This window comes from Amnibacterium soli, assembly GCF_039544415.1.
GTDB lineage: Bacteria > Actinomycetota > Actinomycetes > Actinomycetales > Microbacteriaceae > Amnibacterium > Amnibacterium soli.
In genome coordinates this window covers 596,713-622,937 of record NZ_BAABLP010000002.1, presented here as the reverse complement: position 1 = coordinate 622,937, position 26,225 = coordinate 596,713, and the positions used below count along the sequence as shown (strand labels likewise).

22 protein-coding genes and 1 pseudogene are annotated in these 26,225 nt (G+C 74.7%); 22 read left to right on the top strand and 1 reads right to left on the bottom strand.

Going from position 1 to position 26,225, the window contains the following annotated elements; genetic code table 11:
- Positions 1-55 precede the first annotated feature (55 nt).
- The 15 genes and pseudogenes from pyrR to ABEA53_RS06835 all read left to right on the top strand — a co-directional run bounded on the left by pyrR (position 56) and on the right by ABEA53_RS06835 (position 19,525).
- Positions 56-436, top strand: a complete 381-nt coding sequence (gene pyrR / locus ABEA53_RS06905) for a bifunctional pyr operon transcriptional regulator/uracil phosphoribosyltransferase PyrR (protein WP_425550602.1) — start codon at positions 56-58, stop codon at positions 434-436.
- The gene (locus ABEA53_RS06900; protein ID WP_345480315.1) at positions 433-1,383 is read left to right on the top strand and encodes an aspartate carbamoyltransferase catalytic subunit; all 951 of its coding nucleotides are present in this window, start codon (positions 433-435) and stop codon (positions 1,381-1,383) included. Before pyrR ends, ABEA53_RS06900 begins: the two co-directional genes overlap by 4 nt.
- On the top strand, positions 1,380-2,687 hold the full coding sequence (locus tag ABEA53_RS06895; RefSeq protein WP_345480314.1) for a dihydroorotase: 1,308 nt from the start codon (positions 1,380-1,382) through the stop codon (positions 2,685-2,687). The genes ABEA53_RS06900 and ABEA53_RS06895 overlap by 4 nt, the downstream gene beginning before the upstream one ends.
- The gene (locus tag ABEA53_RS06890; protein ID WP_345480313.1) at positions 2,681-3,199 is read left to right on the top strand and encodes a PH-like domain-containing protein; all 519 of its coding nucleotides are present in this window, start codon (positions 2,681-2,683) and stop codon (positions 3,197-3,199) included. The genes ABEA53_RS06895 and ABEA53_RS06890 overlap by 7 nt, the downstream gene beginning before the upstream one ends.
- Entirely contained in the window at positions 3,183-4,385 is a 1,203-nt protein-coding gene (gene carA, locus ABEA53_RS06885) for a glutamine-hydrolyzing carbamoyl-phosphate synthase small subunit (protein WP_345480312.1), read from the top strand. The genes ABEA53_RS06890 and carA overlap by 17 nt, the downstream gene beginning before the upstream one ends.
- Positions 4,385-7,687, top strand: a complete 3,303-nt coding sequence (gene carB / locus ABEA53_RS06880) for a carbamoyl-phosphate synthase large subunit (RefSeq protein WP_345480311.1) — start codon at positions 4,385-4,387, stop codon at positions 7,685-7,687. The genes carA and carB overlap by 1 nt, the downstream gene beginning before the upstream one ends.
- A complete protein-coding gene (gene pyrF, locus ABEA53_RS06875) occupies positions 7,687-8,553 on the top strand; it encodes an orotidine-5'-phosphate decarboxylase (protein WP_345480310.1) in 867 nt (288 codons plus the stop codon). The genes carB and pyrF overlap by 1 nt, the downstream gene beginning before the upstream one ends.
- A gap of 13 nt (positions 8,554-8,566) precedes the next feature.
- Positions 8,567-9,466, top strand: a complete 900-nt coding sequence (gmk, locus tag ABEA53_RS06870) for a guanylate kinase (protein WP_345480309.1) — start codon at positions 8,567-8,569, stop codon at positions 9,464-9,466.
- A 69-nt stretch (positions 9,467-9,535) separates the two neighbouring features.
- Positions 9,536-9,853: a DNA-directed RNA polymerase subunit omega gene (rpoZ, locus tag ABEA53_RS06865; protein WP_345480308.1), complete on the top strand. Its 318-nt coding sequence runs from the start codon at positions 9,536-9,538 to the stop codon at positions 9,851-9,853.
- Between the two features lie 10 nt (positions 9,854-9,863).
- A complete protein-coding gene (gene coaBC / locus ABEA53_RS06860) occupies positions 9,864-11,093 on the top strand; it encodes a bifunctional phosphopantothenoylcysteine decarboxylase/phosphopantothenate--cysteine ligase CoaBC (RefSeq protein WP_345480307.1) in 1,230 nt (409 codons plus the stop codon).
- Positions 11,094-11,145: 52 nt separating this feature from the next.
- Positions 11,146-12,333 (top strand): methionine adenosyltransferase, encoded by a 1,188-nt coding sequence (gene metK, locus ABEA53_RS06855; RefSeq protein ID WP_345480306.1) that lies wholly within the window; start codon positions 11,146-11,148, stop codon positions 12,331-12,333.
- A 7-nt stretch (positions 12,334-12,340) separates the two neighbouring features.
- Positions 12,341-14,149 (top strand): primosomal protein N' family DNA-binding protein, encoded by a 1,809-nt coding sequence (locus tag ABEA53_RS06850; RefSeq protein WP_345480305.1) that lies wholly within the window; start codon positions 12,341-12,343, stop codon positions 14,147-14,149.
- 23 nt (positions 14,150-14,172) lie between these two features.
- Positions 14,173-15,086: pseudogene (fmt, locus tag ABEA53_RS06845) on the top strand (methionyl-tRNA formyltransferase).
- On the top strand, positions 15,083-16,504 hold the full coding sequence (locus ABEA53_RS06840; protein WP_345480304.1) for an RsmB/NOP family class I SAM-dependent RNA methyltransferase: 1,422 nt from the start codon (positions 15,083-15,085) through the stop codon (positions 16,502-16,504). The pseudogene fmt and the gene ABEA53_RS06840 overlap by 4 nt, the downstream one beginning before the upstream one ends.
- A 156-nt stretch (positions 16,505-16,660) precedes the next feature.
- Positions 16,661-19,525, top strand: a complete 2,865-nt coding sequence (locus tag ABEA53_RS06835) for an aminotransferase (protein ID WP_345480302.1) — start codon at positions 16,661-16,663, stop codon at positions 19,523-19,525.
- Between the two features lie 78 nt (positions 19,526-19,603).
- Here the strand turns inward: ABEA53_RS06835 and ABEA53_RS06830 are convergent, their stop codons facing one another.
- The gene (locus ABEA53_RS06830) at positions 19,604-20,398 is read right to left on the bottom strand and encodes an aminoglycoside phosphotransferase family protein (RefSeq protein WP_345480300.1); all 795 of its coding nucleotides are present in this window, start codon (positions 20,396-20,398) and stop codon (positions 19,604-19,606) included.
- A gap of 69 nt (positions 20,399-20,467) precedes the next feature.
- Between ABEA53_RS06830 and ABEA53_RS06825 the strand changes: the two genes are divergently transcribed.
- The 7 genes from ABEA53_RS06825 to hisI all read left to right on the top strand — a co-directional run bounded on the left by ABEA53_RS06825 (position 20,468) and on the right by hisI (position 26,221).
- Positions 20,468-21,412 carry a proline iminopeptidase-family hydrolase gene (locus ABEA53_RS06825; protein ID WP_345480299.1) on the top strand — a complete coding sequence of 315 codons (945 nt, stop codon included), beginning with the start codon at positions 20,468-20,470 and terminating at the stop codon, positions 21,410-21,412.
- Positions 21,413-21,578: 166 nt separating this feature from the next.
- Complete coding sequence (locus ABEA53_RS06820) at positions 21,579-22,985, top strand: APC family permease (protein WP_345480298.1); 1,407 nt, start codon at positions 21,579-21,581, stop codon at positions 22,983-22,985.
- Between the two features lie 138 nt (positions 22,986-23,123).
- Positions 23,124-23,771, top strand: a complete 648-nt coding sequence (gene rpe, locus ABEA53_RS06815; protein ID WP_345480297.1) for a ribulose-phosphate 3-epimerase — start codon at positions 23,124-23,126, stop codon at positions 23,769-23,771.
- 162 nt (positions 23,772-23,933) lie between these two features.
- Positions 23,934-24,197 (top strand): phosphoribosyl-ATP diphosphatase, encoded by a 264-nt coding sequence (locus tag ABEA53_RS06810; protein WP_345480296.1) that lies wholly within the window; start codon positions 23,934-23,936, stop codon positions 24,195-24,197.
- A 37-nt stretch (positions 24,198-24,234) separates the two neighbouring features.
- Entirely contained in the window at positions 24,235-25,074 is an 840-nt protein-coding gene (gene hisG, locus ABEA53_RS06805) for an ATP phosphoribosyltransferase (RefSeq protein ID WP_345480294.1), read from the top strand.
- Positions 25,071-25,847, top strand: a complete 777-nt coding sequence (gene hisF / locus ABEA53_RS06800; protein WP_345480585.1) for an imidazole glycerol phosphate synthase subunit HisF — start codon at positions 25,071-25,073, stop codon at positions 25,845-25,847. Before hisG ends, hisF begins: the two co-directional genes overlap by 4 nt.
- Positions 25,848-25,864: 17 nt before the next feature.
- Positions 25,865-26,221 carry a phosphoribosyl-AMP cyclohydrolase gene (gene hisI / locus ABEA53_RS06795; protein WP_345480293.1) on the top strand — a complete coding sequence of 119 codons (357 nt, stop codon included), beginning with the start codon at positions 25,865-25,867 and terminating at the stop codon, positions 26,219-26,221.
- The last annotated feature ends 4 nt before the right edge of the window (positions 26,222-26,225 follow it).

The following is a 26,225-nucleotide window of genomic DNA, read 5'->3' as shown; positions in this document are numbered from 1 at the left end:
CTCGTCCTGCTCGGCATCCCGAGGCACGGTCCTCGCGCAGCGACTCGCCGCGCAGATGACGCGCATCGCCGGCCGCGAGATCCCCGCCGGCGTGCTCGACACCACGCTGTACCGCGACGACCTCGCCGGGCAGCCCACGCGGGCGACCCGGCGCACCGAGATCCCCGTCGACCTCGACGGCGCGACCGTCGTGCTCGTCGACGACGTGCTCTACTCCGGCCGCACCGTCCGCGCGGCGCTCGACGCGCTGACCGCGTTCGGGCGGCCCGCCGTCGTGCGCCTCGCCGTCCTGGTGGACCGCGGGCACCGCGAGCTGCCGATCCGCCCCGACGCCGTCGGCCGCAACCTGCCGTCCGCGAAGACCGAGCGGGTGCGCGTCACGCTCACCGAGGTCGACGGCGCCGACGCCGTCACGATCGAGGGGGAGCCCCGTTGAGCGACCACCTGCTGTCCACCCGCGGCTTCACCCGCGACCGCGCCGTCACGCTGCTCGACGTCGCCGAGGACATGGCCGACACGCAGCGTCGCCAGGTGAAGAAGCTGCCGACCCTGCGCGGGACCACGATCGTCAACCTGTTCTTCGAGGACTCGACGCGCACGCGCATCTCCTTCGAGGCCGCCGCGCAGCGCCTGTCCGCCGACGTCATCACCTTCAGCGCCAAGGGCTCCTCGGTGTCGAAGGGCGAGAGCCTCCAGGACACCGCCCAGACGCTGCAGGCGATGGGCGCGGACGGCATCGTCATCCGGCACCCCTCCTCCGGCGCCGCGCACACGCTCGCGACGAGCGGCTGGACCCGGGCGGGCGTCGTGAACGCCGGAGACGGCACGCACGAGCACCCCACGCAGGCCCTGCTCGACGCGTTCACGATCCGCAAGCGCCGCCACGGCGACGACTCCCGCGGCCGCGACCTCGCGGGGCTGCGCGTCGTGATCGTCGGCGACATCCTGCACAGCCGGGTGGCGCGCTCGAACATCTGGCTGCTCACCGCGCTCGGCGCCTCCGTGCACCTGGTGGCGCCGCCGACGCTGCTGCCGACGCACACCGAGGGGTGGCCCGTCACGACCGGCATCGACCTCGACGCGGCGATCGACGACGGCCCCGACGCGGTCATGATGCTGCGCGTGCAGCGCGAGCGGATGACGGAGGCGTTCTTCCCCACCGCGAAGGAGTACGCCTCCCTGTACGGGCTGTCGGTCGCCCGAGCCGACCGGTTGCCCGGGTCGAGCCTCGTGATGCACCCGGGGCCGATGAACCGCGGGCTGGAGATCGCCGGAGCGGTCGCGGACTCGCCGCGCTCCACGGTGCTCGAGCAGGTGCAGAACGGGATCGGGGTGCGCATGGCGGTCCTGTACGACGTGATGACGGGGGAGCGCGCGGCATGAGCACGGTCATCACGGGAGCGCAGCTCGCCGACGGCACCCGCTCCGACGTCCGCATCGACGGCGGCGTGATCACGGAGATCGGCTCGCTGCCGGCCGCGGCGGGCGAGCGCACGGTCGACGCGGACGGCCTGCTGCTGCTGCCCGGCTTCGTGGACCTGCACACCCACCTCCGCCAGCCCGGCGGCGAGGGCGCGGAGACGGTGCTCACCGGCTCCCGCGCCGCCGCGGCCGGCGGGTACACGACGATCCACGCGATGCCGAACACGACCCCGGTGGCCGACACCCCGGGCGTCGTCGAGCAGGTCGCCGCCCTCGGCGAGGAGGCCGGCTACGTCGACGTGCGCCCGATCGGCGCCGTGTCGAAGGGCCGGAAGGGCGAGGAGCTCGCCGAGCTCGTCGCCATGGCCCGGTCCCGCGCTCGCGTGCGCCTCTTCAGCGACGACGGCTCGTGCGTCGCGGACCCGCTGCTCATGCGGCGTGCGCTCGAGTACGCCCGCATCGTCGACGGCGTGGTGGCGCAGCATGCGGAGGAGCCGCGGCTCACCGCGGGCGCGCAGCTGCACGACGGCGCGGTCGCCGCGGACCTCGGCCTGAAGGGCTGGCCGGCGGTGGCGGAGGAGGCGATCATCGCCCGCGACGCCCTGCTCGCGGAGTCCACCGACTCCCGCCTCCACGTCTGCCACGTGTCGACCGCCGGCAGCGTCGAGGTGCTGCGCTGGGCGAAGCGCCGCGGCATCCGCATCACCGCGGAGGTCACGCCGCACCACCTGTGGCTCACCGACGAGTCCGCCCGCGACTACGACGCCCGCTTCAAGGTGAACCCGCCGCTGCGCACGGGCGAGGACGTGGAGGCGCTCCGGGCCGCGCTCGCCGACGGTACGATCGACGCGGTCGCCACCGACCACGCCCCGCACCCGGCGGAGGCGAAGCGCAGCGAGTGGTCCGCCGCCGCCATGGGCATGGTCGGGCTCGAGACCGCGGTGCTCGTGGTGCAGGCGGCCGTCGTCGAGACCGGTCTGCTCGGCTGGCCGGAGGTGGAGCGCGCGATGTCGAGGCGGCCTGCGGAGATCGCCGGCCTCGCCGACGCCGCGCGGCCGATCGCGGTCGGCCGCCCCGCCGACCTCGTGCTGCTCGATCCCTCGGCCCGCCGTCGGCTGAGCGTCGACGACCTCGCGGGGAAGAGCACGAACTCGCCCTACCTGGGGCAGGACCTGCCGGGCCGCGTCGTCGCCACGTTCTTCCGCGGTGCCGCCACCGTGCTCGACGGGCGTGTCCGCGACCAGGCGGAGGTCGCCGCGTGGTGAACCCGGTCTCCGTCGCGATCGTGATCGCGCTGCTCGTGCTGGCCCTCGTGGGCATGGCCGTCAGCTGGCGCCGACGCGGCCGCCGGCAGCGGGCGCTCGCCGTGCCGCCGGTGCCCGCCGACCTCGGCCCCGCGGACCTCACGGTCTCCGGGCTGCTCGTGGCGACGACCTTCGCCGGCCGCCCGCTGGACCGCGTCGTCACCGACGGGCTCGGCTTCCGCGCGCAGGCGACGCTCGCCGTCACCCCGGCCGGCGTGCTCGTCGAGCGCGACGGCGGCGCCCCGTTCCTCGTGCCCGCCGACGGCCTGCCCGGCTCGGGCACCGCCAGCTGGGCCCTCGACAAGGGCGTCGAGCGCGATGGCCTCACCGTGCTGCCGTGGGCGCTCACCGGCGCCGACGGCGAGCCCGTGCCCGTCGAGTCCGCGTTCCGCCTGCCGCCGCAGGCGCAGAGCGCGCTCCTCACCAAGATCCGCCCCGCCGACCAGGAGGTGCCCCGTGCCGACAGCGCGTGACCAGACCATCGAGCCGGCCGTGCTCGTGCTCGAGGACGGCCGCCGGTTCCCCGGCCGTGCCTGGGGCGCCCGCGGGCGCACCTTCGGCGAGGCCGTCTTCACCACCGGCATGACCGGGTACCAGGAGACGCTGACCGACCCGTCCTACGCGGGCCAGATCGTCGTGATGACCGCACCGCACGTCGGCAACACGGGCATGAACGACGAGGACCCGGAGTCGTCGCGGATCTGGGTCGCCGGCTACGCCGCGCACAGCCCCTCCCGCGTCGCGTCGAACCAGCGCTCGCAGCGCACGCTCGACAGCGACCTCGAGCGCGACGGCATCGTGTCGATCTCCGGCATCGACACCCGCGCCGTCACGCGCCACCTGCGCGACAAGGGCGCGATGCGCTCCGGCATCTTCTCCGGCGAGGACGCGCGCCTCGACGCGGAGGAGCAGCTGACGCTGGTGCGCGAGTCGCCCGAGATGAGCGGCCGCAACCTGTCCGCCGAGGTCTCCACCGCGGAGACGTACACGGTGCCCGCCCGCGGGGAGCGGATCGGCTCCGTCGCGATCGTCGACCTCGGCATCAAGGCCGCGACGATCAACAAGCTCGCCGACCGCGGCTTCGACGTGCACGTCGTGCCCGAGTCGGTGACGATCGACGCGCTCTACGCCCTCGACCCGTCCGCGGTCTTCTACTCGAACGGCCCCGGCGACCCGGAGGCGAACGGGCACCACATCGAGCTGCTGCGGGAGGTGCTCACGCGCCGCACGCCGTTCTTCGGCATCTGCTTCGGCAACCAGCTGCTCGGCCGCGCACTCGGCTTCGGCACCTACAAGCTCCCGTTCGGCCACCGCGGCATCAACCAGCCGGTCGTCGACCTGCGCTCGGGCCGCATCGGGATCACCGCGCACAACCACGGCTTCGCCGTCGACGCCCCGCGCGGCGGCCCCGTCGAGACGCCCGCCGGCTTCGGGCGCGCGGAGGTCACCCACGTCGACCTGAACGACGACGTCGTCGAGGGCATCGCCTGCCTCGACATCCCCGCCTTCTCGGTGCAGTACCACCCCGAGGCCGCCGCCGGTCCCCACGACGCCGACGCCCTCTTCGACCGCTTCCGCGACATGGTGCTCGCGGAGCAGCGCGGCGGCGACGCCGCGGCCATCGCGGTCGAGACCACCCCGACGGACGGAGCCTCCTGATGCCGAAGCGCGACGACATCCGCAGCGTCCTGGTGATCGGGTCCGGCCCGATCGTGATCGGCCAGGCCGCCGAGTTCGACTACTCCGGCACCCAGGCGTGCCGGGTGCTCCGCGAGGAGGGCGTCCGCGTCGTCCTCGTGAACTCGAACCCCGCGACGATCATGACCGACCCCGACTTCGCCGACGCGACCTACATCGAGCCGATCACGACGCCGGTGCTCGAGGCGATCATCGCGAAGGAGCGCCCCGACGCGGTGCTGCCGACGCTCGGCGGCCAGACCGCGCTGAACGCGGCGATCGCGCTGGACGAGGCGGGCATCCTCGCGAAGTACGGCGTCGAGCTGATCGGCGCGAAGGTCGACGCGATCCGCCGCGGCGAGGACCGCCAGATCTTCAAGGACCTCGTGATCGAGGCCGGCGCGGAGGTGGCGCGCAGCGCCATCGCGCGCAGCGTCGAGGAGGCCCTCGAGTACGCGGAGGACCTCGGCTACCCGATGGTCGTGCGGCCCTCCTTCACGATGGGCGGCCTCGGCTCCGGCTTCGCGCACACCCCCGAGGAGCTCGCGCGCTTCGTCGGCCAGGGCGTCGCCGCCTCCACGGTCGGCGAGGTGCTGCTGGAGGAGTCGATCCTCGGCTGGAAGGAGTACGAGCTCGAGCTGATGCGCGACACCGCCGACAACACGGTGGTCGTCTGCTCGATCGAGAACGTCGACCCCGTCGGCGTGCACACGGGCGACTCGATCACCGTCGCCCCGGCGATGACGCTGACCGACCGCGAGTACCAGCACCTGCGCGACATCGGCATCGACATCATCCGGCTGGTCGGCGTCGACACCGGCGGCTGCAACATCCAGTTCGCCGTCGAGCCGACCACGGGCCGCGTCATCGTCATCGAGATGAACCCGCGCGTCTCCCGCTCGAGCGCGCTCGCGTCGAAGGCGACCGGCTTCCCGATCGCGAAGATCGCCGCGAAGCTCGCGATCGGCTACCGCCTCGACGAGATCCCGAACGACATCACGAAGGTCACCCCGGCGAGCTTCGAGCCCACGCTCGACTACGTCGTCGTGAAGGTGCCGCGCTTCGCGTTCGAGAAGTTCCCGGCCGCCGACCCCGAGCTGACGACGACCATGAAGTCGGTCGGCGAGGCGATGGCGATCGGCCGCACCTACGGCGCCGCCCTGCAGAAGGCGCTGCGCTCCCTCGAGAAGCGCGGCAGCTCGTTCCACTGGGCGGGGGAGCCGGGCGTCAAGGCGGCGCTGCTCGAGGAGATCCGCATCCCCACCGACGGCCGCATCGTGCAGGTGCAGCAGGCGTTCCGCGCCGGCGCGACGGTGGAGGAGGTGTTCGCCTCCACCGCGATCGACCCGTGGTTCCTCGACGCGATCGTCGAGATCAACGAGCTGGCCGAGCAGATCCGCACGGCTGACGAGCTGGATCCGTCCCTCCTCCGCCTCGCCAAGGAGGAGGGCTTCTCCGACGCCCAGCTCGCGCAGCTGCGCGGCGTCGACGAGGTCGCGCTGCGCGAGGTCCGGCACGCCGCCGGCATCCGCCCGGTCTACAAGACGGTCGACACGTGCGCGGGGGAGTTCCCCGCGGTCACGCCGTACCACTACTCGACCTACGACAGCGAGACGGAGGTGGCGCCCTCCGACGCGAGGAAGGTGATCATCCTCGGCAGCGGCCCCAACCGCATCGGGCAGGGCATCGAGTTCGACTACTCCTGCGTGCACGCCGCGTTCGCGCTGAAGGACGCCGGGTTCGAGACCGTCATGGTCAACTGCAACCCGGAGACCGTGTCGACGGACTACGACACCTCCGACCGTCTGTACTTCGAGCCGCTGACGCTCGAGGACGTGCTGGAGGTCGTGCACGCCGAGTCCGCGACCGGCGAGATCGTCGGCGTCGTCGTGCAGCTCGGCGGCCAGACCGCGCTCGGCCTCGCGAAGGGGCTCGAGGCGGCGGGCGTGCCGATCCTCGGCACCTCGCCGGCCGCGATCGACCTCGCGGAGGAGCGGGGCCTGTTCGCCTCGATCCTCGAGGACGCCGGCCTCGTCGCGCCGAAGAACGGCACCGCGTTCGACGCGGACAGCGCGATCGCGGTCGCCCGCGGCATCGGCTTCCCCGTCCTCGTCCGCCCGTCCTTCGTGCTCGGCGGCCGCGGCATGGAGATCGTCTACGACGAGCCCAGCCTGGTGTCGTACTTCGACCGCATCGCCGGCCAGGCGATCGTCGGGCCGGACCACCCGCTGCTCGTCGACCGCTTCCTCGACGACGCGATCGAGATCGACGTCGACGCGATCTTCGACGGCGAGCGGATGTGGGTCGGCGGCGTGATGGAGCACATCGAGGAGGCCGGCATCCACTCCGGCGACTCCTCCTGCACCCTCCCGCCGGTGACCCTCGGCCGCCAGGTCGTGGACGAGGTGCGCGACGCGACGCTGGCGATCGCCCGGGGCATCGGCGTGCGCGGCCTGCTCAACGTGCAGTTCGCGGTCGCCGCGGGCGTGCTCTACGTGCTCGAGGCCAACCCCCGCGCCTCCCGCACCGTGCCGTTCGTCTCGAAGGCGCTCGGGGTGCAGGTGGCGAAGGCGGCGGCCCGCGTGATGGCGGGCGCCTCCGTGGCGCAGCTGATCGAGGAGGGCATGCTGCCCGAGCGCGACGGCAGCGACGTGCCCGCCGACGCCCCGGTGGCCGTCAAGGAGGCGGTGCTGCCGTTCAAGCGGTTCCGCACGAAGGACGGCCAGGTCGTCGACAGCCTCCTCGGGCCCGAGATGCGCTCGACCGGCGAGGTGATGGGGATCGACCGCGACTTCCCCCGCGCGTTCGCGAAGAGCCAGGACGCCGCGTACGGCGGGATGCCGCTCGGCGGCACCGCGTTCGTGTCCGTCGCGGACCGCGACAAGCGCTCGGTGGTCCTCTCGGCGCTGCGACTCAGCCAGCTCGGCTTCCACCTGGTGGCGACCGAGGGCACCGCCGAGATGCTGCGCCGCAACGGCATCCCGGCCGACGTGGTGCGCAAGGTGAGCGACGCGGAGCAGGTCGGCGACGACGTCGTCGAGCTGATCCGGCGCGGTGAGATCGACGTCGTGGTCAACACGCCGAGCGGCCGCAGCGCCCGCGCGGACGGCTACGAGATCCGCGCCGCGGCGGTCGCGGCCGACAAACCCCTGTTCACGACGGTGGCTCAGCTCTCCGCCGCGGTGGCGAGCGTCGACGCGATTCGGGCAGGATTCGATGTGACTCCGCTCCAGGAGTACGAACGACGCCGCAGCGGGGCTGCCGGCAGGAAGGCGGTGCGCTGATGGTCGACGGCTTCGGCGACCGGCTCGGGACCGCGTTCGCGGAGCACGGGCACCTCTGCGTCGGCATCGACCCGCACGAGTACCTGCTCGCCGAGTGGGGCCTCCCGGTCTCCGCCGTCGGCGCACACGAGTTCGGGCTCCGCGTCGTGGAGGCGTGCGCGGGCAAGGTCGGCATCGTGAAGCCGCAGGTCGCGTTCTACGAGCGCTTCGGCTCCATCGGGTACAAGGTGCTCGAGGACGTGCTGAAGGAGGCGCGCGACGCGGGCCTGATCGTGATCGGCGACGTGAAGCGCGGCGACCTCGGCTCGACCCTCGAGGCCTACGGCCAGGCCTGGCTCACGCCCGGCTCGCCCCTCGAGGTCGACGCGATGACCATCAGCGCCTACCAGGGCTTCGGCGCCCTGCGCAGCCCGCTGGACCTCGCCGCCCGGTACGGCAAGGGCCTGTTCGTGCTGTCCGCCACCTCGAACCCCGAGGCCCTCGCGGTGCAGACCGCGGAGATCAAGCGGGAGGCGCAGAGCGGCAAGACGCTCGCCGGCGCACTCGCCAGCCGGGCCGTGAACTGGAACCGGACGCACTCGGAGGGGAAGGCGATCGGCTCGATCGGCGTCGTGCTCGGCGCGACCGTGGACTTCCTCGACTACGGCATCGACCTCGCGGCGCTCGCCGAGGGGCCCGCGGTGCCGATCCTCGCGCCCGGCTTCGGCTACCAGGGCGCGCAGTTCGCGGACGTGAAGCGGCTGTTCGGCGTCGCGGCCGGGACGACCATCGTGACGGCGTCGCGCAGCATCCTCGCCACCGGCCCCGCGGGGCTCGGCGAGCAGATCGCGCGGCAGTCCGCCCTGCTCGGAGAGGCGATCGCGTGAGACGGAGGCAGGCGTGGTGAACCCGCCCGAGGTCGACCGGCTCGCGGGCTCGCGCGCGGCGGTCGCCGCGCGTCGCGCGCGCGCCGAGGTGAAGCGCCAGGTGTCGGAGGGGGAGCGCAGCGCCAGCGAGGTGCTCTCCTCCGCCGCCCGCGACGGCGCCCAGCCGGAGTCGACCCTGCGGGTGAGCGAGCTGATCGGGTCGATCCCGTGGCTCGGCCCGACCCGGACGGCGAAGATCATGCAGGAGCTGCGGATCTCGCCGTCGAAGCGGCTCGGCGGCCTGGGGGTGCACCAGTACCAGCGGCTGCACGAGTTCCTGGTCCGCCGGCAGGCGCCGCGCCGCGGCACCGAGCCCGAGCAGTCCGGCAGCCGCCTCGTCGTGCTCGCGGGCCCGACCGCCGTCGGCAAGGGCACCGTCGCGGGCTACATCCGCGAGCACTACCCCGATGTGCAGCTCTCCGTCAGCGCGACGACGCGCGCCCCGCGACCCGGCGAGATCGACGGCGTCACCTACTTCTTCCTCACGGACGACCAGTTCGACCGGATGGTCGAGGCCGGCCAGTTCCTCGAGTGGGCGACCGTGCACAACGCCTACCGCTACGGCACGCCGCGCGCGCCGATCGAGGACGCGCTCGCCTCCGGCCGGAACGTGCTGCTCGAGATCGACATCCAGGGCGCGAGGCAGGTGCGCCAGGCGTTCCCGGAGGCGCGGCTGGTCTTCCTCCTGCCCCCGACCTGGGACGAGCTCGTGCGCCGGCTGACCGGCCGCGGCACCGAGGGCGCCGAGGAGCAGGCCCGCCGCCTGGAGACCGCGAAGGTCGAGCTGGCGGCCCAGGAGGAGTTCGACGCGACGGTCGTGAACACCGAGGTCCCCGAAGCGGCGCGCGAGGTCGTAGACTTGATGACTGCTTGAACGGCGCCCGCCCGCCTGTTCGCATCCGATCTGCAGACCGACATCGTCTTCCGACCACGAGGAGCACCCATGGCTGACAACAAGGGCATCATCGACCCGCCCATCGACGAGCTGCTCACGAAGGTCGACTCCAAGTACGGCCTGGTCATCTTCGCGTCCAAGCGCGCCCGGCAGATCAACGACTACTACGCCGACCTGCACGAGGGGAGCCTGTTCGACAACGTCGGCCCGCTCGTCGAGTCGTCGATCGACGACAAGCCGCTCTCGGTCGCGCTGCGCGAGATCAACGAGGACAAGCTCCGCATCACCGCCGTGGACGAGCTCCCGGCCGCCGAGGACGCGGACGCCGAGTCCTCCGCCGACCTCGACGCCGCCGCAGCCGAGTAGCCCCCGCCGCATGAAGGTCGTCGTCGGGATCACCGGCGGCATCGCGGCCTACAAGGCCGTCGGGGTCGTGCGCGCCCTCGTGCTCGCGGGGCACGACGTCCACGTCGTGCCGACCGAGGCCGCCCTGCGCTTCGTCGGCACGCCGACGCTCGAGGCGATCAGCCGCAACCCGGTCACGTCCGACCTCTACGACGGCGTGGCCGAGGTGCGGCACGTCGCCCTCGGGCAGAGCGCCGACCTGATCGTCATCGCGCCGGCGACGGCCCACACGCTCGCGAAGCTCGCGGCAGGGCTGTCGGACGACCTGCTCGGCACGACCGTGCTGGCGTCGAAGGCGCCGCTGGTCGTCGCGCCCGCGATGCACACGGGCATGTGGGCGAACGCGGCGACGCAGGCGAACGTCCGCACGCTCGAGGACCGCGGCGTCGTGCTCGTCGGCCCGGAGAGCGGGCAGCTGACCGGCGCCGACTCCGGCCCCGGCCGCATGTCGGAGCCCGCGGACATCGTGGCGGCGGCGCTGGCCGCCGCCCTCGCGGCGAACCCCGACCTCGACCGCAGCGAGCCGCCCGTGGTGGACGACCGGCTGGCCGGCCGGAAGGTCGTCGTCTCCGCCGGAGGCACCCGGGAGCCGCTCGATCCGGTGCGGTTCCTCGGCAACGCCTCCACCGGCAGCCAGGGCGTCGCGCTCGCCGAGGCGGCCCGGGACCGCGGCGCCGACGTCGTGCTGCTCGCGGCGAACCTCGAGGTGCCGGTGCCCGTCGGCGTCCGCGTCGTGGCCGCCCCCACCGCGGAGGCGATGCTCGCCGCCGCGGTCGCGGAGGCCGCCGACGCGGACCTCGTGATCATGGCCGCAGCGGTCGCCGACTACCGCCCGGCCGAGGTCGCGCAGGCGAAGCTGAAGAAGGACGACCTCGGCGACGTGCTGACGGTCGAGCTCGTGCGGAACCCCGACGTGCTCGCGCGCCTCGCCGCCGACCGGCCCCGCCACGGCCAGGTCGTCGTCGGCTTCGCGGCGGAGACCGAGCCCGACCCCGACCGGCGCCTCGCGCTCGGCCGGCAGAAGATCGCCCGCAAGGGCGCCGACTACCTGGTGCTGAACGAGGTCGGGTTCGACCGCGGCTTCGGCCCCGGGGAGACCGCCGTCACCGTGATCGACCGCGACGGCCGGGTCGTCGGCGAGGCGAGCGGCGGGAAGCCGTCGGTGGCCGCTGCGATCCTCGACGTCGTCGCCCCCGCCTGACCCAGAACCGCCCGCCGACCGGCACCGTCCGGTCGAACTCCGAGGAGCCCCCATGCCGCTGCGCCTGTTTACGTCCGAGTCGGTGACGCCCGGGCACCCGGACAAGATCTGCGACCAGGTCTCCGACAGCATCCTCGACGCGCTCCTCGCGCAGGACCCGCACGCCCACGTCGCGGTGGAGACCCTGGTCACGACCGGGCTGGTGCAGGTCGCCGGCGAGGTGTCCACCACGGGCTACGTCGACATCCCCGGCATCGTGCGCGACCGCATCCGCCGCATCGGCTACGACTCCTCCGAGCAGAGCTTCGACGGCTCGACGTGCGGCGTCAGCGTCAGCGTGGGGGAGCAGTCGCGCGAGATCGCGGAGGGCGTGGGCGTCGCCGTCGAGGCGCGCGCCGGCTCCGTCGACCCGTACGACCTGCAGGGCGCGGGCGACCAGGGGATCATGTTCGGCTACGCGGTGCGCGAGACGCCCGAGCTGATGCCGATCCCGATCGCGCTGGCCCACCGCCTCGCCGAGCGGCTCACCCGCCTCCGTCAGGACGGCTCGCTGCCCTACCTCCGGCCCGACGGGAAGACGCAGGTCACCATCGGCTACGACGGGCAGAAGCCCGTCAGCGTGGAGGCGGTCGTCGTGTCGACCCAGCACGCGCCGTGGGTCGAGAGCGGCACGATCCGCGAGGACGTCCAGCGCTTCGTGATCGACCCGATCCTGCAGGAGTCGGGCCTCGAGGTGCGGAACCCGCGGGTGTACATCAACCCGTCCGGGCGCTTCGAGGTCGGCGGCCCGAAGGCCGACGCGGGGCTCACGGGCCGCAAGATCATCGTCGACACCTACGGCGGCGCGAGCCGGCACGGCGGCGGCGCGTTCAGCGGCAAGGACCCGTCGAAGGTCGACCGTTCGGCCGCGTACGCGATGCGCTGGGTCGCGAAGAACGCCGTCGCGGCGGGCCTCGCGGACCGGCTCGAGCTGCAGGTCGCCTACGCGATCGGCGCCGCCGAGCCCGTCGGCCTGTACGCCGAGACGTTCGGCACCGCGCACGTGCCGGAGGAGAGGATCGTCGCGGCGATCCGCGACGTGTTCGACCTGCGCCCCGCCGCGGTCATCGATGCGCTCGACCTGCGCCGCCCGATCTACGCCGACACGGCGGCGTTCGGCCACTTCGGTCGCGAGCTGCCGGCGTTCACGTGGGAGCGCACCGACCGCGCCGCCGACCTGGCCGCCGCCGCCGGGCTGTAGGCCGGCGATGACGCCGGGCGACGGCGCCGAGGAGCGCCCGTCGCCGGCGCCGGAGCGGGTGGCGAAGGTCGTGCTCGACTCGCCGCTGCCGCGCCTCGACCACCTGTTCGACTACCGCGTGCCCGCGCGGATGGCGGAGGAGTCGGTGCCCGGCGCGCGCGTGAAGGTGCCGCTGCGCGTCGCCGGCCGCGTCGCGGACGGCTGGATCGTCGGGCTCGCCGACACCAGCGAGGCGCCGGGGGAGCTGTCCGCGCTCGACCGCGTCGTGTCGCCCGCGGCCGTGCTCGCACCGGAGGTGTGGCGCCTGGCCAGGGCGGTGGCGGACCGCAGCGCCGGGGTCGCGAGCGACGTGCTCCGCATCGCGGTGCCGAAGCGGCAGGCGAAGGTGGAGCAGCGCTGGCTCGCCGCCGAGCGGATCCCGCCCGAGCCGGTGGCGGCGGAGCCCGACGAGATCGCCGAGGCGCTCGTCGCGGGCCGGCGCATCGCCACGCTGCCGACCTCGCACCTCGTCGAGGTCGGCGGGCAGTGGGTCGGCGGCTGGGCGGCCGACGTCGCGAGGACCGCCGCAGCCGTGGCCGCCGCGGGTCGCAGCGTCATCGTCGCCGTGCCCGACCGGCGGGACCTCGACCAGCTCGAGGCCGCGCTCTGCGCCGGACCGGCCGCAGGGCTCGTGCTGCGGGTCGACGCCTCCCGGCCCCCCTCCGCCCGGTACCGCGCCCACCTGACCGCGCTCGAGCCGGGGCCGCACGTGATCATCGGCAACCGCTCCGCCGTGTACGCCCCGGCCGCGGAGCTCGGCGCGATCGTGGTGTGGGAGGAGGCGGACGCGTTCCACCAGGAGCCGCTCGCGCCCTACGCGGAGACCCGGGACGTCGCCCTGATCCGCCAGGAGCAGTCCGGGGCCGGCCTGCTGCTGCTCTCGTCCACCCGCTCCTCGACGGTCCAGCGGCTCGTCGAGCTCGGCTGGTGCGAGGCGTGGACGGCGCCGCGCGGCCGGCCCGACGTGGTGCTCACGCCCGACGACGGCCGCGGCGGGCGCATCCCGTCCGCCGCGTACCAGGCGGTGCAGCGCGCGCTGCTCGCGGGGCCCGTGCTCGTGCAGGTCTCGCGTCCCGGCGACGCGGCGCTGCGGGCCCTCCGCGACGGCGAGGCGCCGATCCCGATCGACGCGGGCCGAACCGCCTACGAGCTCGGGCGCGCCTTCCCCGGCGTGCCCGTCGTGGTCGCGGACGGCGACCACGTGCACGACACCGTGGAGGCGGGACCCCGGCTCGTGGTGTCGACCCGCGGCGCCGAGCCGCGCGCGCCCGGCGGGTACCGGGCGGTCCTGCTGCTCGACGGCGCCCGCATGCTGCTGCGCGAGTCGCTCTGGGTGGCCGAGGACTGCCTCCGCTGGTGGGCGTCCGCCGCGATGCTCGCGGCGCCGGACGCGCCCGTGCACCTGGTCGGCGTGAGCGGCGACGTCGCGACCGCGCTCGCGACCTGGCGCTCCGAGGAGTTCGCCGCCCGGCAGCTCGTCGACCGCCGCGAGCTGCGCTTCCCGCCGACCGTGCGCCTCGCGTCGGCGACCGGCCCGGTGCGGGCCGTCGAGGAGCTGCTGCAGGCGTGGGCCGGCGCGGGCGCCGACCTGCTCACCCGGGCGCCGGAGGAGCGCGGCGAGCGCGCCGTCGTCCGGTTCCCCGCGCGTGCCGGCAAGGAGGTGGCGGCCGTCGCGAAGGCGGCGCTGCTGCGCCACGGCAGCGCCCGCCGGCCGAAGCCGCCCGCGCCGCCCCCTCCGGTGCTCCGCGTGCGCTTCGACCCGCACGACCCCCTGTGACCCGGCGTGGGAGACTCGGCGGGATGCGCCTGATCTTCGCGGGGACCCCCGATGCGGCGGTCCCGTCGCTCGACGCGCTCGCCGCCTCCGACCACGAGATCGTCCGCGTGGTGACCCGACCGCCCGCGCCGCTGGGCCGCAAGCGCGTGCTCACGCCGTCGCCGGTCGACGCCCGCGCGCAGGAGCTCGGGCTGCCGGTGCTGCGCGCGAACCGGCTCCGCGCGGACGAGACCGCGGAGCTCGCCGCCCTCGACGCGGACCTCGCGGTGATCGTCGCCTACGGCGCGCTCGTCGCCGAGCCGCTGCTGTCCGCGCCCCGGCTCGGCTGGATCAACCTCCACTTCTCCCTGCTGCCGCGCTGGCGCGGCGCCGCCCCCGTGCAGCGGGCGCTGATCGCGGGGGAGACGACGACGGGCGTCGACGTGTTCCAGCTGGAGGCGGGCCTCGACACGGGCCCGGTCCTCGCCAGCGAGGCGGTGCCGGTCGGCGCGTTCGAAACGGCGGGGAACCTGCTGGCCCGCCTCGCGACGCTCGGCGCCGGGGTGCTCGCCGGCACGGTCGACCGGCTCGCGGACGGCACGGCCGTCGCGGTGCCGCAGGAGGGGGAGCCGACCCTCGCGCCGAAGCTGACGCTCGCGGACGGGCGCCTCGACTGGACCGAGCCCGCCGACCGCGTCTTCGCGCGCCTCCGCGGCTGCACCCCCGAGCCGGGTGCGTGGACGACGACGGGGGAGAAGCGGCTCAAGGTGCTCGAGGCCGCCCCTGCTCGGGAGGCGCCGGCGCTCGACCCCGGCGCGGTCGTGCTCGCCGGCGGCCGGGTGCTCGCCGGGTGCGCCGGCGGCGCGCTCGAGCTGGTGCGGTGCAGCCGGAGGGGCGCGGCGCGATGCCCGCGGACGCCTGGCTGCGCGGCGCCGGCCCCGCGGTGGTGCTCGCGTGAGCGCGTCGAAGGGCGGTGCGCCCAAGGGCGGGGCCAGGACGGTCGCGATCAGCCCGGCGCGGGCGATCGCGCTCGAGGTGCTGACCGGGGTGCGGGAGCGGGACGCGTACGCGAACCTGCTGCTGCCCGTCCTGCTCGAGCGCCGCCGGCCGAGCCGCGAGGACGCGGCGTTCGCCACCGAGCTCGCCTACGGCACGCTGCGGATGGCCGGGCGCTACGACGCGATCGTCTCCCGCGCCTCCGGCCGGGCGATCGCGGACATCGACCCGCCCGTGCTCGACGTGCTGCGGCTCGGTGCCCACCAGCTGCTCGCGCTGCGCACCGCACGGCACGCGGCCGTGCACCAGGCCGTCGACCAGGCGCGGGCCGCCCGCGGCCGCGGCGCCGCGGGCTTCGTGAACGCGGTGCTGCGCCGGGTCGGCGAGCACGACGCGGACGGGTGGACGCGGCTGCTCACCGAGGGCGTGGAGGACCGCTTCGCGCGGGCCGCCCTCGCGACCGGGCATCCGGAGTGGGTGGTGCGGGAGCTCGACGCGGCCCTGGACGCGATGGGGGCCGGCGGCGGCGACCTCGACCCGCTGCTGGAGGTGGACGACGCGGCCCCGCCGGTCGGGCTCGCGGCGCTGCCCGGGCTCGCGGACCGGGACGCGCTCGTCGACGCGGAGGGGCTGCCGCTGCGGCCCCACCGGCTCTCGCCGATCGGCGTGGAGCTCGACGGCGGCGACCCGGGCCGCATCCCGACCGTGGCGGCCGGCGCCGCGCGCGTGCAGGACCCGGGCTCGCAGCTCGCGGCGCTGGCGCTCACGCGCGCCCGACCGGTGCGCGCCGGCGAGCGCTGGCTCGACCTCTGCGCGGGTCCCGGCGGCAAGGCGGCGGTCCTGGCGGCGGAGGCGCACCTCGGCGGCGCGGGCCTCGTCGCGAACGAGATCACGCCCGCGCGCGCCCGCCTCGTCGAGCGCGCGCTCGCCGCGGTGCCGGGCGAGCACCCCGTCGAGACCGGCGACGGCCGGCGGTTCCGCGACGGCGAGCGTCGCTTCGACCGCGTGCTGCTGGACGCGCCCTGCTCCGGGCTCGGCGCCCTGCGGCGACGGCCGGAGGCGCGCTGGCGCAAGCGGCCGGAGGACGTGCCGCCGCTCGCCGTGCTGCAGGGCGAGCTGCTCGACGCGGCGGTCGCGGCGCTCGCACCGGGCGGCCTGCTCGCGTACGTGACGTGCTCCCCGGTCACCGCGGAGACGACGGAGGTGGTCGCCGCAGCGCTCGATCGGCACCCGGACCTGACCGCCGTGCCGACCGCGCCGGTGCTCGACGCGATCAGCGGCCGCCGGCTGCAGGACGCCGAGCGCGGCACCGCCGCGCAGCTGTGGCCCCACCGCCACGGCACCGACGCGATGTTCGTGCAGCTGCTCACCCGCTCCTGACCCTGCTTCGCCGATCCGCACTTCGTGCGCGGATCCGCAGTTCCCGGGCGACACGCCGCCGGGGGAGGCGTGCAGCACGGCGCGTCGTCGGAGAACTGCGGATCCGCGGATGGACGCCGTTCGGAGCGCCGGGGCGCCGTTTGGGATGCTGAGGCCGTGCAGCAGCCCTTCGACTTCTTCGCGGCGGGCGAGCTGCCCGCGCCCGAGCTGCCCGTCGCCGAGGCGGCCGAGCTCGCCGCCCGGCTCGGCGTGCCCGGCGAGCTCAAGTCCCTCGGCAGCCAGCAGGACCAGAACCTGCTGATCCGGCGGCACGGCGAGCCCGTCGCGGTGCTGAAGATCGCGAACGCGGCCTTCCCTGCGCAGGAGACCGCGGCGCAGGACGCCGCCGCGGCCCTGGTGCAGACCGCCGAGCCGGACCTGCGCATCGGCACGGTCCTCGAGGTCGACGGACGCCCCGCCTCCGGTCGCTTCGCGACGAGCGCGGGTGAGCTGTGCGTGCGCGCGCTCCGCTTCCTGCCGGGCGGCACCCTCGTCGACCGCGGCTACCTCGCGCCCGCCGTCGTCGCGCGCATGGGTGCGGTGTCCGGCCGGGTCTCCGCGGCGCTCGCGGACTTCGCGCACCCGGGGCTCGACCGGGTGCTGCAGTGGGACCTGCGGGAGGCGGCGCGCGTCGTCGACCTGCTCGCCCCCGCCCACCCCGACCCCGCCGCGCGCGACGCCGTGCGGCGGATGACGGACGCGGCGCACGCGACCGTCGCGGGCCTCGCGGCCGCGCTGCCGGTGCAGGCGGGGCACTTCGACCTGACGGACGACAACCTCGTCTCGGCCGTCGGCGGCCGGCTGCCCGACGGCGTCATCGACTTCGGCGACGTCTCCCGCGGCTGGCGGGTCGCCGAGCTCGCCGTCACCCTCTCCTGCCTGCTGCACCACCCGGGCGGCGAGCCGTGGACCGTGCTGCCGGCGGTGCGGGCGTTCGACGCGGTGCGGCGGCTCCAGGAGGAGGAGCTCGACGCCCTCTGGCCGCTCGTCCAGCTGCGCGGCGCCGTGCTCGTCGTCAGCGGGGCGCAGCAGGTCGCGATCGACGCGGCGAACGACTACGCCTCCTCCGCCCTCGACCGCGAGTGGCGCATGTTCGCGGAGGCGGCCGCCGTGCCGTCCGCGGTGATGACCGGCCTGGTCCGCGACGCGCTCGGCCGCGACCGGTCGGTCCGGGTGCCCGTCGGCGCCGCGCCCCTGGCCGATGGGCTCTCCGTGCTGGACCTCGGCATCACGGCGCCCGCGGCGGACGACGGCGCCTGGCTGGCGCCGGGCCTGGAGGAGCGCGCCGCGGCGGCCGCAGGCGGACCGACCGCCGCGCCCTTCGGCGTCGCGCGCATCGCCGCCGCCCGGGTGCTGCAGGCGGCCTCGGCGCCGAGCGTGCCGACCGCCGCGACGCTCTTCGCGGGCGCGCACGAGCTCGCGCTCCGCGCGCCCTGGACCGGGGAGGCGGCGGTGGGGGAGGCGCTGGAGCTGCCGGGCGAGGGCGTCCGCCTCCGCCTGCTGGGCGTGCAGGGGCGCGGCGGTGCCGTGACGGCGGGGGACCCGCTCGCCGTGGTCCCGCCGGGCGGCCGCGCGGAGGTGCAGGTGCTCGCCGCCGACGCGCCCGACGTGCCCGTGCTCGTCCGGCCGGAGTACGCGCCCGGCTGGCTCGCGCTCGCCGCCGATCCCGCACCGCTGCTCGGCCTGCCGCCCGCGCCCGTGGACGACGCGCTGCTCGCCCGCCGCGACGCCGCCCTCGCCGGGGTGCAGGAGCACTACTACGGCGACCCGCCGCGCATCGAGCGCGGCTGGCGGGTGCACCTCGTCGACGCGGGCGGCCGCGCGCTGCTCGACATGGTGAACAACGTGACGGCGATCGGGCACGCGCACCCCGCGCTCACGGCCGCCGCGTCGCGGCAGCTCGCGCTGCTGAACACGAACTCGCGCTTCCACTACGCGGCGATCGCCGACTTCGCGGCCCGGCTGACGGCGCTGCTGCCGGCGCCGCTCGAGAAGGTGCTGCTCGTGAACTCCGGGTCGGAGGCCGTCGACCTCGCGATCCGCGTCGCGCAGGCCGCGACCGGTCGGCGCGGCGTCGTGGCGGTGGGGGAGGCGTACCACGGCTGGACGCTGGCGAGCGATGCCGTGTCCACCTCCATCGCCGACAACCCGAACGCCGTCGGCACGAGGCCGGACTGGGTGCACGTCGTCGACGCCCCGAACGCCTACCGGGGTCGCCACCGCGGCGAGGACGCGCGGCGCTACGGCCCCGAGGCCGCAGCCGCGATCCGCGCGCTCGCCGCCGACGGGCGCCCGCCCGCGGCGTTCCTCGCGGAGCCGTTCTTCGGCAACGCCGGCGGCGTCGCCCTGCCCGACGGCTACCTCGCCGAGGTCTACGCCGCGGTGCGCGAGTCGGGCGGCCTCGCGATCGCGGACGAGGTGCAGGTCGGGCTCGGCCGGCTCGGCCGCTGGTTCTGGGGCTTCGAGCAGCAGGGCGTGGTGCCCGACGTGGTCACCGTCGCGAAGTCGCTCGGCAACGGCTTCCCGCTCGGCGCCGTGATCACGACGGCTGAGGTGGCCGCCGGGTTCGAGGCGGAGGGCTCGTTCTTCTCCTCCTCCGGCGGCAGCCCCGTCTCGTCCGTCGTCGGCTCGACGGTGCTCGAGGTGATCGCCTCGGAGGGGCTGCAGGAGCGCGCCCGCGTCGTCGGCGACCGGCTGAAGGCGGGCCTGCTCGCCCTCGCGGAGCGGCACGCGATCATCGGCGCGGTGCACGGCGAGGGCCTGTACCTCGGGCTCGAGCTGGTGCGCGACCGGGCGACGCGGGAGCCCGCCACGGCGGAGACGGCGGCGATCTGCGACCGCCTCCTGCTGCTCGGGGTCGTCATGCAGCCGACCGGCGACCACAAGAACGTGCTGAAGATCAAGCCGCCGCTCGTGCTGCCCGAGGACGCCGCCGACGTCTTCGTCGCCCGCCTGGACGAGGTCCTCACCACCGGCTGGTGACCTCGCCGATCCGGAGCACCGTCGCGGGTGGGGACGGGTGAGGTGACACGCGGCCCGGTCTTCCGGATCCGCGAGATGTCAGCGGAGGAGGCGGGCGGCGACCGAGCGCGCGGTGGACGCGTGCCCCGACGCCGCCTCGCCCGCCCACGTGAGCGACAGCCCGCACCACGCCGCGACCCAGGAGGCGAGCAGCCCGCGGTCGAGCCGCGCGAGGTCGGCGACCAGGTCGAGCCGCGCGTCGAGCCGGGGCACCGCGACCTCCGGCACCGGGTTGCAGAACAGGTTGGCGAGGTCAAACGCCGGGTGCCCGAGCAGGCCCTTCGGGTCGATCGCGGCCCACCGGTCGCCGGCGTCGAGCACGTTGCCGTGGTGCACGTCGCCGTGCAGCACGACGGCGGGCCTGGGATCCGTGAGCAGGTCGCGCGCCAGCGACGCCGCCCGGTCGACAAGCGGGTCCGGCTGCGGCGCGTCGACGAGGTCGAGGAACCAGGTCCGCAGCGGCACGAGCCCGACCGAGGCGGGCGGCGCGGGCATCGCGCGCAGCGCGAGCACGGCGTCGACGAGCACGCGGGTCGCCTCGTCGTCGCGGCCCGTCGTCGCCCACGTCGCGAGGTCCCGTCCGCCCGTCGCACGGCGCAGCAGCACCGCGTCCCCGTCGTGCTCGAGCACGGGCAGCCCGCCGTGGCGGCTCCACCACGCCATCAGGCGTCCGCCGCGGCGCTCCTCCTCGACGCGGGCGACCTTCGCGATCACCGGCTCGCCGTCGCGCGCCCCCGCCGCCAGCGTCGACGACGGCGTGTCCCACGTCTCGAGCGTCGGCACGGCGGCCCAGGCGCGCAGCCGGGCCGTCGCGGCGGACCCCGGGATCGGCATCCGGGCAGTGTCGCACCGCTCGGGGGCCGGGAGGAGGTCCGGCGGGGACCGATCGGGCATGCTGGGGCCATGCCCGTCGAGACCCGCACCGTCCCCTTCCGCGACCTCGAGACGTGGGTGCAGGTGACGACGCCGGAGACGCCCGTCGACGGCGCGCTGCCGCTCGTCGTGGTGCACGGCGGGCCCGGCATGGCGCACGACTACCTGCGCAACCTCGCGGCGCTGGCGGACGAGACCGGGCGCACGGTGATCCACTACGACCAGGTCGGGTGCGGCCGCAGCAGCCACCGCCCCGACGCTCCGGTCGACTTCTGGACGCCGGAGCTGTTCGTCGACGAGTTCCGGAACCTCGTCGCCGCGCTCGGCCTCGAGCGGTACCACCTGCTCGGCCAGTCCTGGGGCGGCATGCTCGGCGCCGAGATCGCGGTGACGCGGCCGGAGGGCCTCGCCTCCCTCGCGATCTGCAACTCGCCCGCCTCCATGCGGCTCTGGGTCGAGGGCGCGAACGCGCTGCGCGCGCAGCTGCCGGAGGACGTGCAGGCGGCGCTCGACCGGCACGAGGCCGACGGCACGATCGACGACCCCGAGTACCTCGCGGCGACGCAGGCGTTCTACGAGCGCCACGTCTGCCGGCTGGTGCCCGTGCCGCAGGACTTCGTCGACAGCGAGGCGCAGATGGAGGCGGAGCCCACCGTCTACCACACGATGAACGGGGTCAACGAGTTCTTCATGACCGGCACCCTCCGCGACTGGACCGTGATCGACCGCCTCCCGCAGGTGACCGCGCCGACGCTCGTGGTCGCTGGGGAGTTCGACGAGGCCACGCCGGCGACCTGGGCGCCGTTCGTCGAGGGCATCCCCGGCGCGGCCTCCCACGTGTTCCCCGGCGCGAGCCACTGCAGCCACCTCGAGCAGCCGGAGGCCTTCCGCGCGGTCGTCGGGGTCTTCCTCCGGGAGCACGACCGGGACGGCGTCGAGGCGGACCCGGACGTGGCGGTGCCCAGCCCCTCCTGAGCGCGGTCGGGCCGCCGCCGCTCGGCGACGGCCTCCTGTTTCGCCCGCGTGAAATCTGCGGCCGGGCCTGCATCCGGAGGCGCTCCTGCGCCATGCTCGGGAACCGCCGCGCTCCTGCCCGAGCGCGGCGCCTCCTCCCGCGCACCACGTCCTGAAAGCGAGCCCGATGTCCGCGACCGCGGAGAACCAGCGCACCCTCGAGTCCTTCGGCTACAAGCAGGAGCTGAAGCGGTCGGTGTCGACCGTGGACCTGCTGATCTACGGCCTGATCTTCATGGTGCCGATCGCGCCCTGGGCGATCTTCGGCACCGTCTACAACAGCGCGGCGGGCATGGTCCCGCTCGTCTACCTGATCGGGCTCGTGGCGATGATCTTCACCGCCCTCGCCTACGCGCAGATGGCGAAGTCGTTCCCGCTCGCCGGCTCCGTGTTCTCCTACGTGGGCCGCGGGATCCACCCCACCCTCGGCTTCTTCGCCGGCTGGGCGATCCTGCTCGACTACCTGCTCATCCCGACGCTGCTCTACGTCTTCGCGGCCGAGTCGATGGTCGGCATCTTCCCCGGGTCCGCCCGCTGGGTGTGGGCGCTCGTGTTCGTCGCGATCAACACGGCGGTGAACCTGCTCGGCATCAGCTCGATCAAGCTCGCGAACCGCGTCTTCCTGGTCATCGAGCTGGTGTTCGTCGTGGTGTTCGTCGTCATCGCGGCGATCGCGATCAACGGCGGCACGATCCCGGGCGCGGAGTGGAGCACCGACCCGATCTGGACGCCCGGCGAGGTGAACGGGCCGCTGATCGCCTCCGCGCTGTCGATCGCGGTGCTGTCCTTCCTCGGCTTCGACGGCATCTCCACGCTCGCCGAGGAGTCGACGGGCCGCAAGAACGCCGCCGGCCGGGCGATGATCATCGCCCTGTTCATCGTCGCCGCGCTCTTCATCACGCAGACCTGGCTCGCGAGCCTGCTCGCCGGCGGTCGCGACGCCTTCAGCGCCGACCAGGTCGGCAACGCCTTCTTCACGCTGGTCCAGGCCGCGGCGGGCACCGGGTGGGAGAACGCGTTCTTCGTGGTGAACGTGCTCGCGGTCGGGATCGCCAACGCGATGGCCGCGCAGGCCGCCACGAGCCGCCTGCTCTACTCGATGAGCCGGGACCGCCAGCTGCCGAGGATCCTGTCCCGCATCAGCTCGCGGCAGGTCCCGCTGTACGCGGTGCTGCTCGTCACGGTGCTGACCGTCGTGCTCGTGCTGTTCTTCGTCGGGCAGCTGGCGCTGATCTCGTCGCTCGTGAACTTCGGCGCGCTGTTCGGGTTCTGCCTGCTGCACATCGCCGTCTTCTGGCACCACATCGTCAAGCAGCGGTCGCGGAACTGGCTGCTGCACGGCGTCGTGCCGGTCCTCGGCCTGCTGATCATCGGCTACGTGCTGATCAACGCGGATCTGCCGGCGAAGATCGGCGGGCTGATCTGGCTGGCGATCGGCGCGATCGTCTTCGGCATCAACGTCGCCCGCGGCAACCGGCCGACGCTCACGATCCGCGAGGACGTCCCGGTCGAGGGCGAGGGCGCCGTCCGCTGACTCCGTCCGCGGATCCGGAGATCCTTCGCCGATCCGGAGATCTGGGCCGACACGCCGCGCCGCGCACCCTGCGGCACGGCGTGTCGACCGGTTTCTCCGGATCCGCGAACCTCCACCGGGGCGAATAGGGTCGGATCCGTGGTCGTCCGCATCGAGCCGAGCATCCTGTCCGCCGACTTCACCGCGTTCGCCGCGGAGATCCGGCGGATCCCCTCCGCCGACCTCGTCCACTGCGACGTGATGGACAACCATTTCGTGCCGAACCTGACCTTCGGGCTGCCGATGGTCCAGCGCCTCGCGGAGGTCAGCGCGCTGCCGCTCGACGTGCACCTGATGATCGACGACCCCGACCGGTGGGCGCCGGGCTACGCGGAGGCGGGCGCGCACACGGTGACCTTCCACGCGGAGGCGGCGCACGACCCGATCGCGACGGCGCGGGCGATCCGGAAGGCGGGCGCCCGTGCGGGCATCGGCCTCAAGCCGGGCACCGACGCGCAGCCCTACCTCGACGCGATCGACGAGTTCGACCAGGTGCTCGTGATGACCGTCGAGCCCGGGTTCGGCGGCCAGTCGTTCATGACCGACCTGATGGCGAAGGTGCGGGAGGTGCGCGCCGCGATCGGCGACCGCGACGTCTGGCTGCAGGTCGACGGCGGCATCGCCGGCGACACGATCGCCACGGCGGCGGAGGCGGGCGCCGACACCTTCGTCGCCGGCTCGGCGGTCTTCGGCCAGCTCGACCCCGACGCCGCCGTCGAGCATCTCCGGCGGCTCGCCGAGGCCTGATCGCAGGTCGCCGCTCGCAGCTCGCCGCTCGCAGCTCGCCCTTCGATCGTGCTCGGATCCGTGCCGCTCCCCGGTACGGGAAGCGGCACGGATCCGGAGCAGGCCGGGGGAGGGCCACGACGCCTGGGTGGGCGCGACGCGGGGGACCGATAGCCTGGGCGGGTGAAGACGTTCGAGGGGCTGTTCGCCGAGCTGTCGGCGAAGGCGGTCGAGCGTCCGGCCGGCTCGCGCACGGTCGCGGAGCTGGACTCCGGCCCGCACGGCATCGGCAAGAAGATCGTCGAGGAGGCCGCCGAGGTGTGGATGGCCGCCGAGTACGAGACCGCCGACCGCCTCGCGGAGGAGACCTCGCAGCTGCTGTACCACCTGCAGGTCATGCTCATCGCGAAGGGCCTGACGCTCGAGGACGTCCAGCGACATCTCTGACGAGACCTCGCCCGACCCCTCGACCTCAGGAACGCACATGCTCAGGATCGCCGTGCCCAACAAGGGCGCGCTCGCCGAGACCGCCGCGCAGATGCTCGGCGAGGCCGGCTACCGGCTTCGCCGCGACCCCAAGGAGCTCACGGTCTCCGACCCGCGCAACGACGCGGAGTTCTTCTACCTCCGGCCGCGCGACATCGCGACCTACGTCGGCTCGGGCGCGCTCGACGTCGGCATCACCGGCCGCGACCTGCTGCTCGACTCCGGCTCGAGCGCCGTGGAGATCGCCGCGCTCGACTTCGCGTCCTCCACGTTCCGCTTCGCCGGTCCGGCGGGCCGCTTCACGGGCCTCGAGGACCTGCGCGGCCTGCGCGTCGCCACCAGCTACACCGGCCTCGTCGGCGCGTTCCTCGAGCGCCAGGGCGTCGAGGTCGGGCTCGTGCACCTCGACGGCGCGGTGGAGACCGCGGTGCGCCTCGGCGTCGCCGACGCGGTCGCCGACGTCGTCGAGACGGGCACCACGCTCCGCGCGCAGGGGCTCGAGATCTTCGGCCCGGTGATCCTGCAGTCGACCGCGGTGCTGATCTCGGGCGCCGCCCGCGCGGAGGGCCTCGACGTGCTCGAGCGCCGGCTGAACGGCGTGCTCGTCGCCCGGCGCTACGTGATGGTCGACTACGACCTGCCGCGCCGGCTGCTCGACGAGGCCGCCGCGGTCGCACCCGGCATCGAGTCGCCGACCGTCTCGCCCCTCCACGACCCGGAGTGGGCCGCGGTGCGCGTGATGGTGCCGCGCTCCGAGATGAACCTCGTGATGGACCGGCTGTACGCCCTCGGCGCCCGGGCCATCTTCGTGACGCCGATCCACGCCGCCCGGCTCTGATGCTCGCCACCCGGGTCATCCCGTGCCTCGACGTGGCCGCCGGCCGCGTCGTGAAGGGCGTGCGCTTCCAGGGCCTCGAGGACGCGGGCGACCCCGTCGAGCTGGCCGCGCGGTACGCCGACGGCGGCGCGGACGAGGTCACGTTCCTCGATGTGACGGCGACCGTGGAGGCGCGGGGCACGCTGCTCGACACCGTGCGCCGCACCGCGGAGCAGGTGTTCGTGCCGCTCACGGTCGGCGGCGGCGTGCGGAGCGTCGAGGACGTCGACCGCCTCCTGCAGTCCGGCGCCGACAAGATCGGCGTGAACTCCGCGGCGATCGCCCGGCCCGAGCTGATCGCGGAGATCGCGGAGCGGTTCGGCTCGCAGGTCTGCGTGCTGTCGCTCGACGTGCTGCACGACCCGCGCAGCCCCTCCGGCTGGTCGGTGACGACGCACGGCGGCCGCACGAACACGGGCATCGACGCGCTCGACTGGACGCGGCGGGCGATCGGGCTGGGCGCCGGCGAGCTGCTGCTGAACTCGATCGACGCGGACGGCACGAAGGCCGGGTACGACCTGCGGCTGATCGAAGCGGTGCGCGCGGTGAGCCCCGTGCCGCTGATCGCCTCCGGCGGCGCGGGCTCGCTCGAGCACTTCGCGCCTGCGGTGCAGGCCGGCGCCGACGCCGTGCTCGCTGCGAGCGTGTTCCACCGCGGCGTGCTGACGATCGGGCAGGTGAAGGCCGCGCTCGCGGACGCCGGCGTGACGGTGCGGCAGGCGGCGGCCCGGTGACCGAGGGAGGAACGGCGATGCTCGATGCCCAGGAGGCCCTCGCGCTGGCCCGCTTCGCGGAGGACGGGCTGCTGCCCGCGGTGATCCAGGAGCAGTCGACGCAGCAGGTGCTGATGGTCGGCTACATGGACCGGGAGGCGCTGCACCGCACGCTGACGGAGGGCCGCGTCGTCTTCTGGTCCCGCTCCCGCAAGGAGTACTGGCGCAAGGGCGACACCTCGGGCCACGTGCAGCACGTGCGCGGCGCCGCGCTCGACTGCGACGCCGACGCGCTGCTCGTCACGGTCGAGCAGGTCGGACCCGCCTGCCACACGGGCGCCCACGCGTGCTTCGACACGCACCCCGTCGACGCCGAGGTCGGAGCGAGCGCATGAGCGG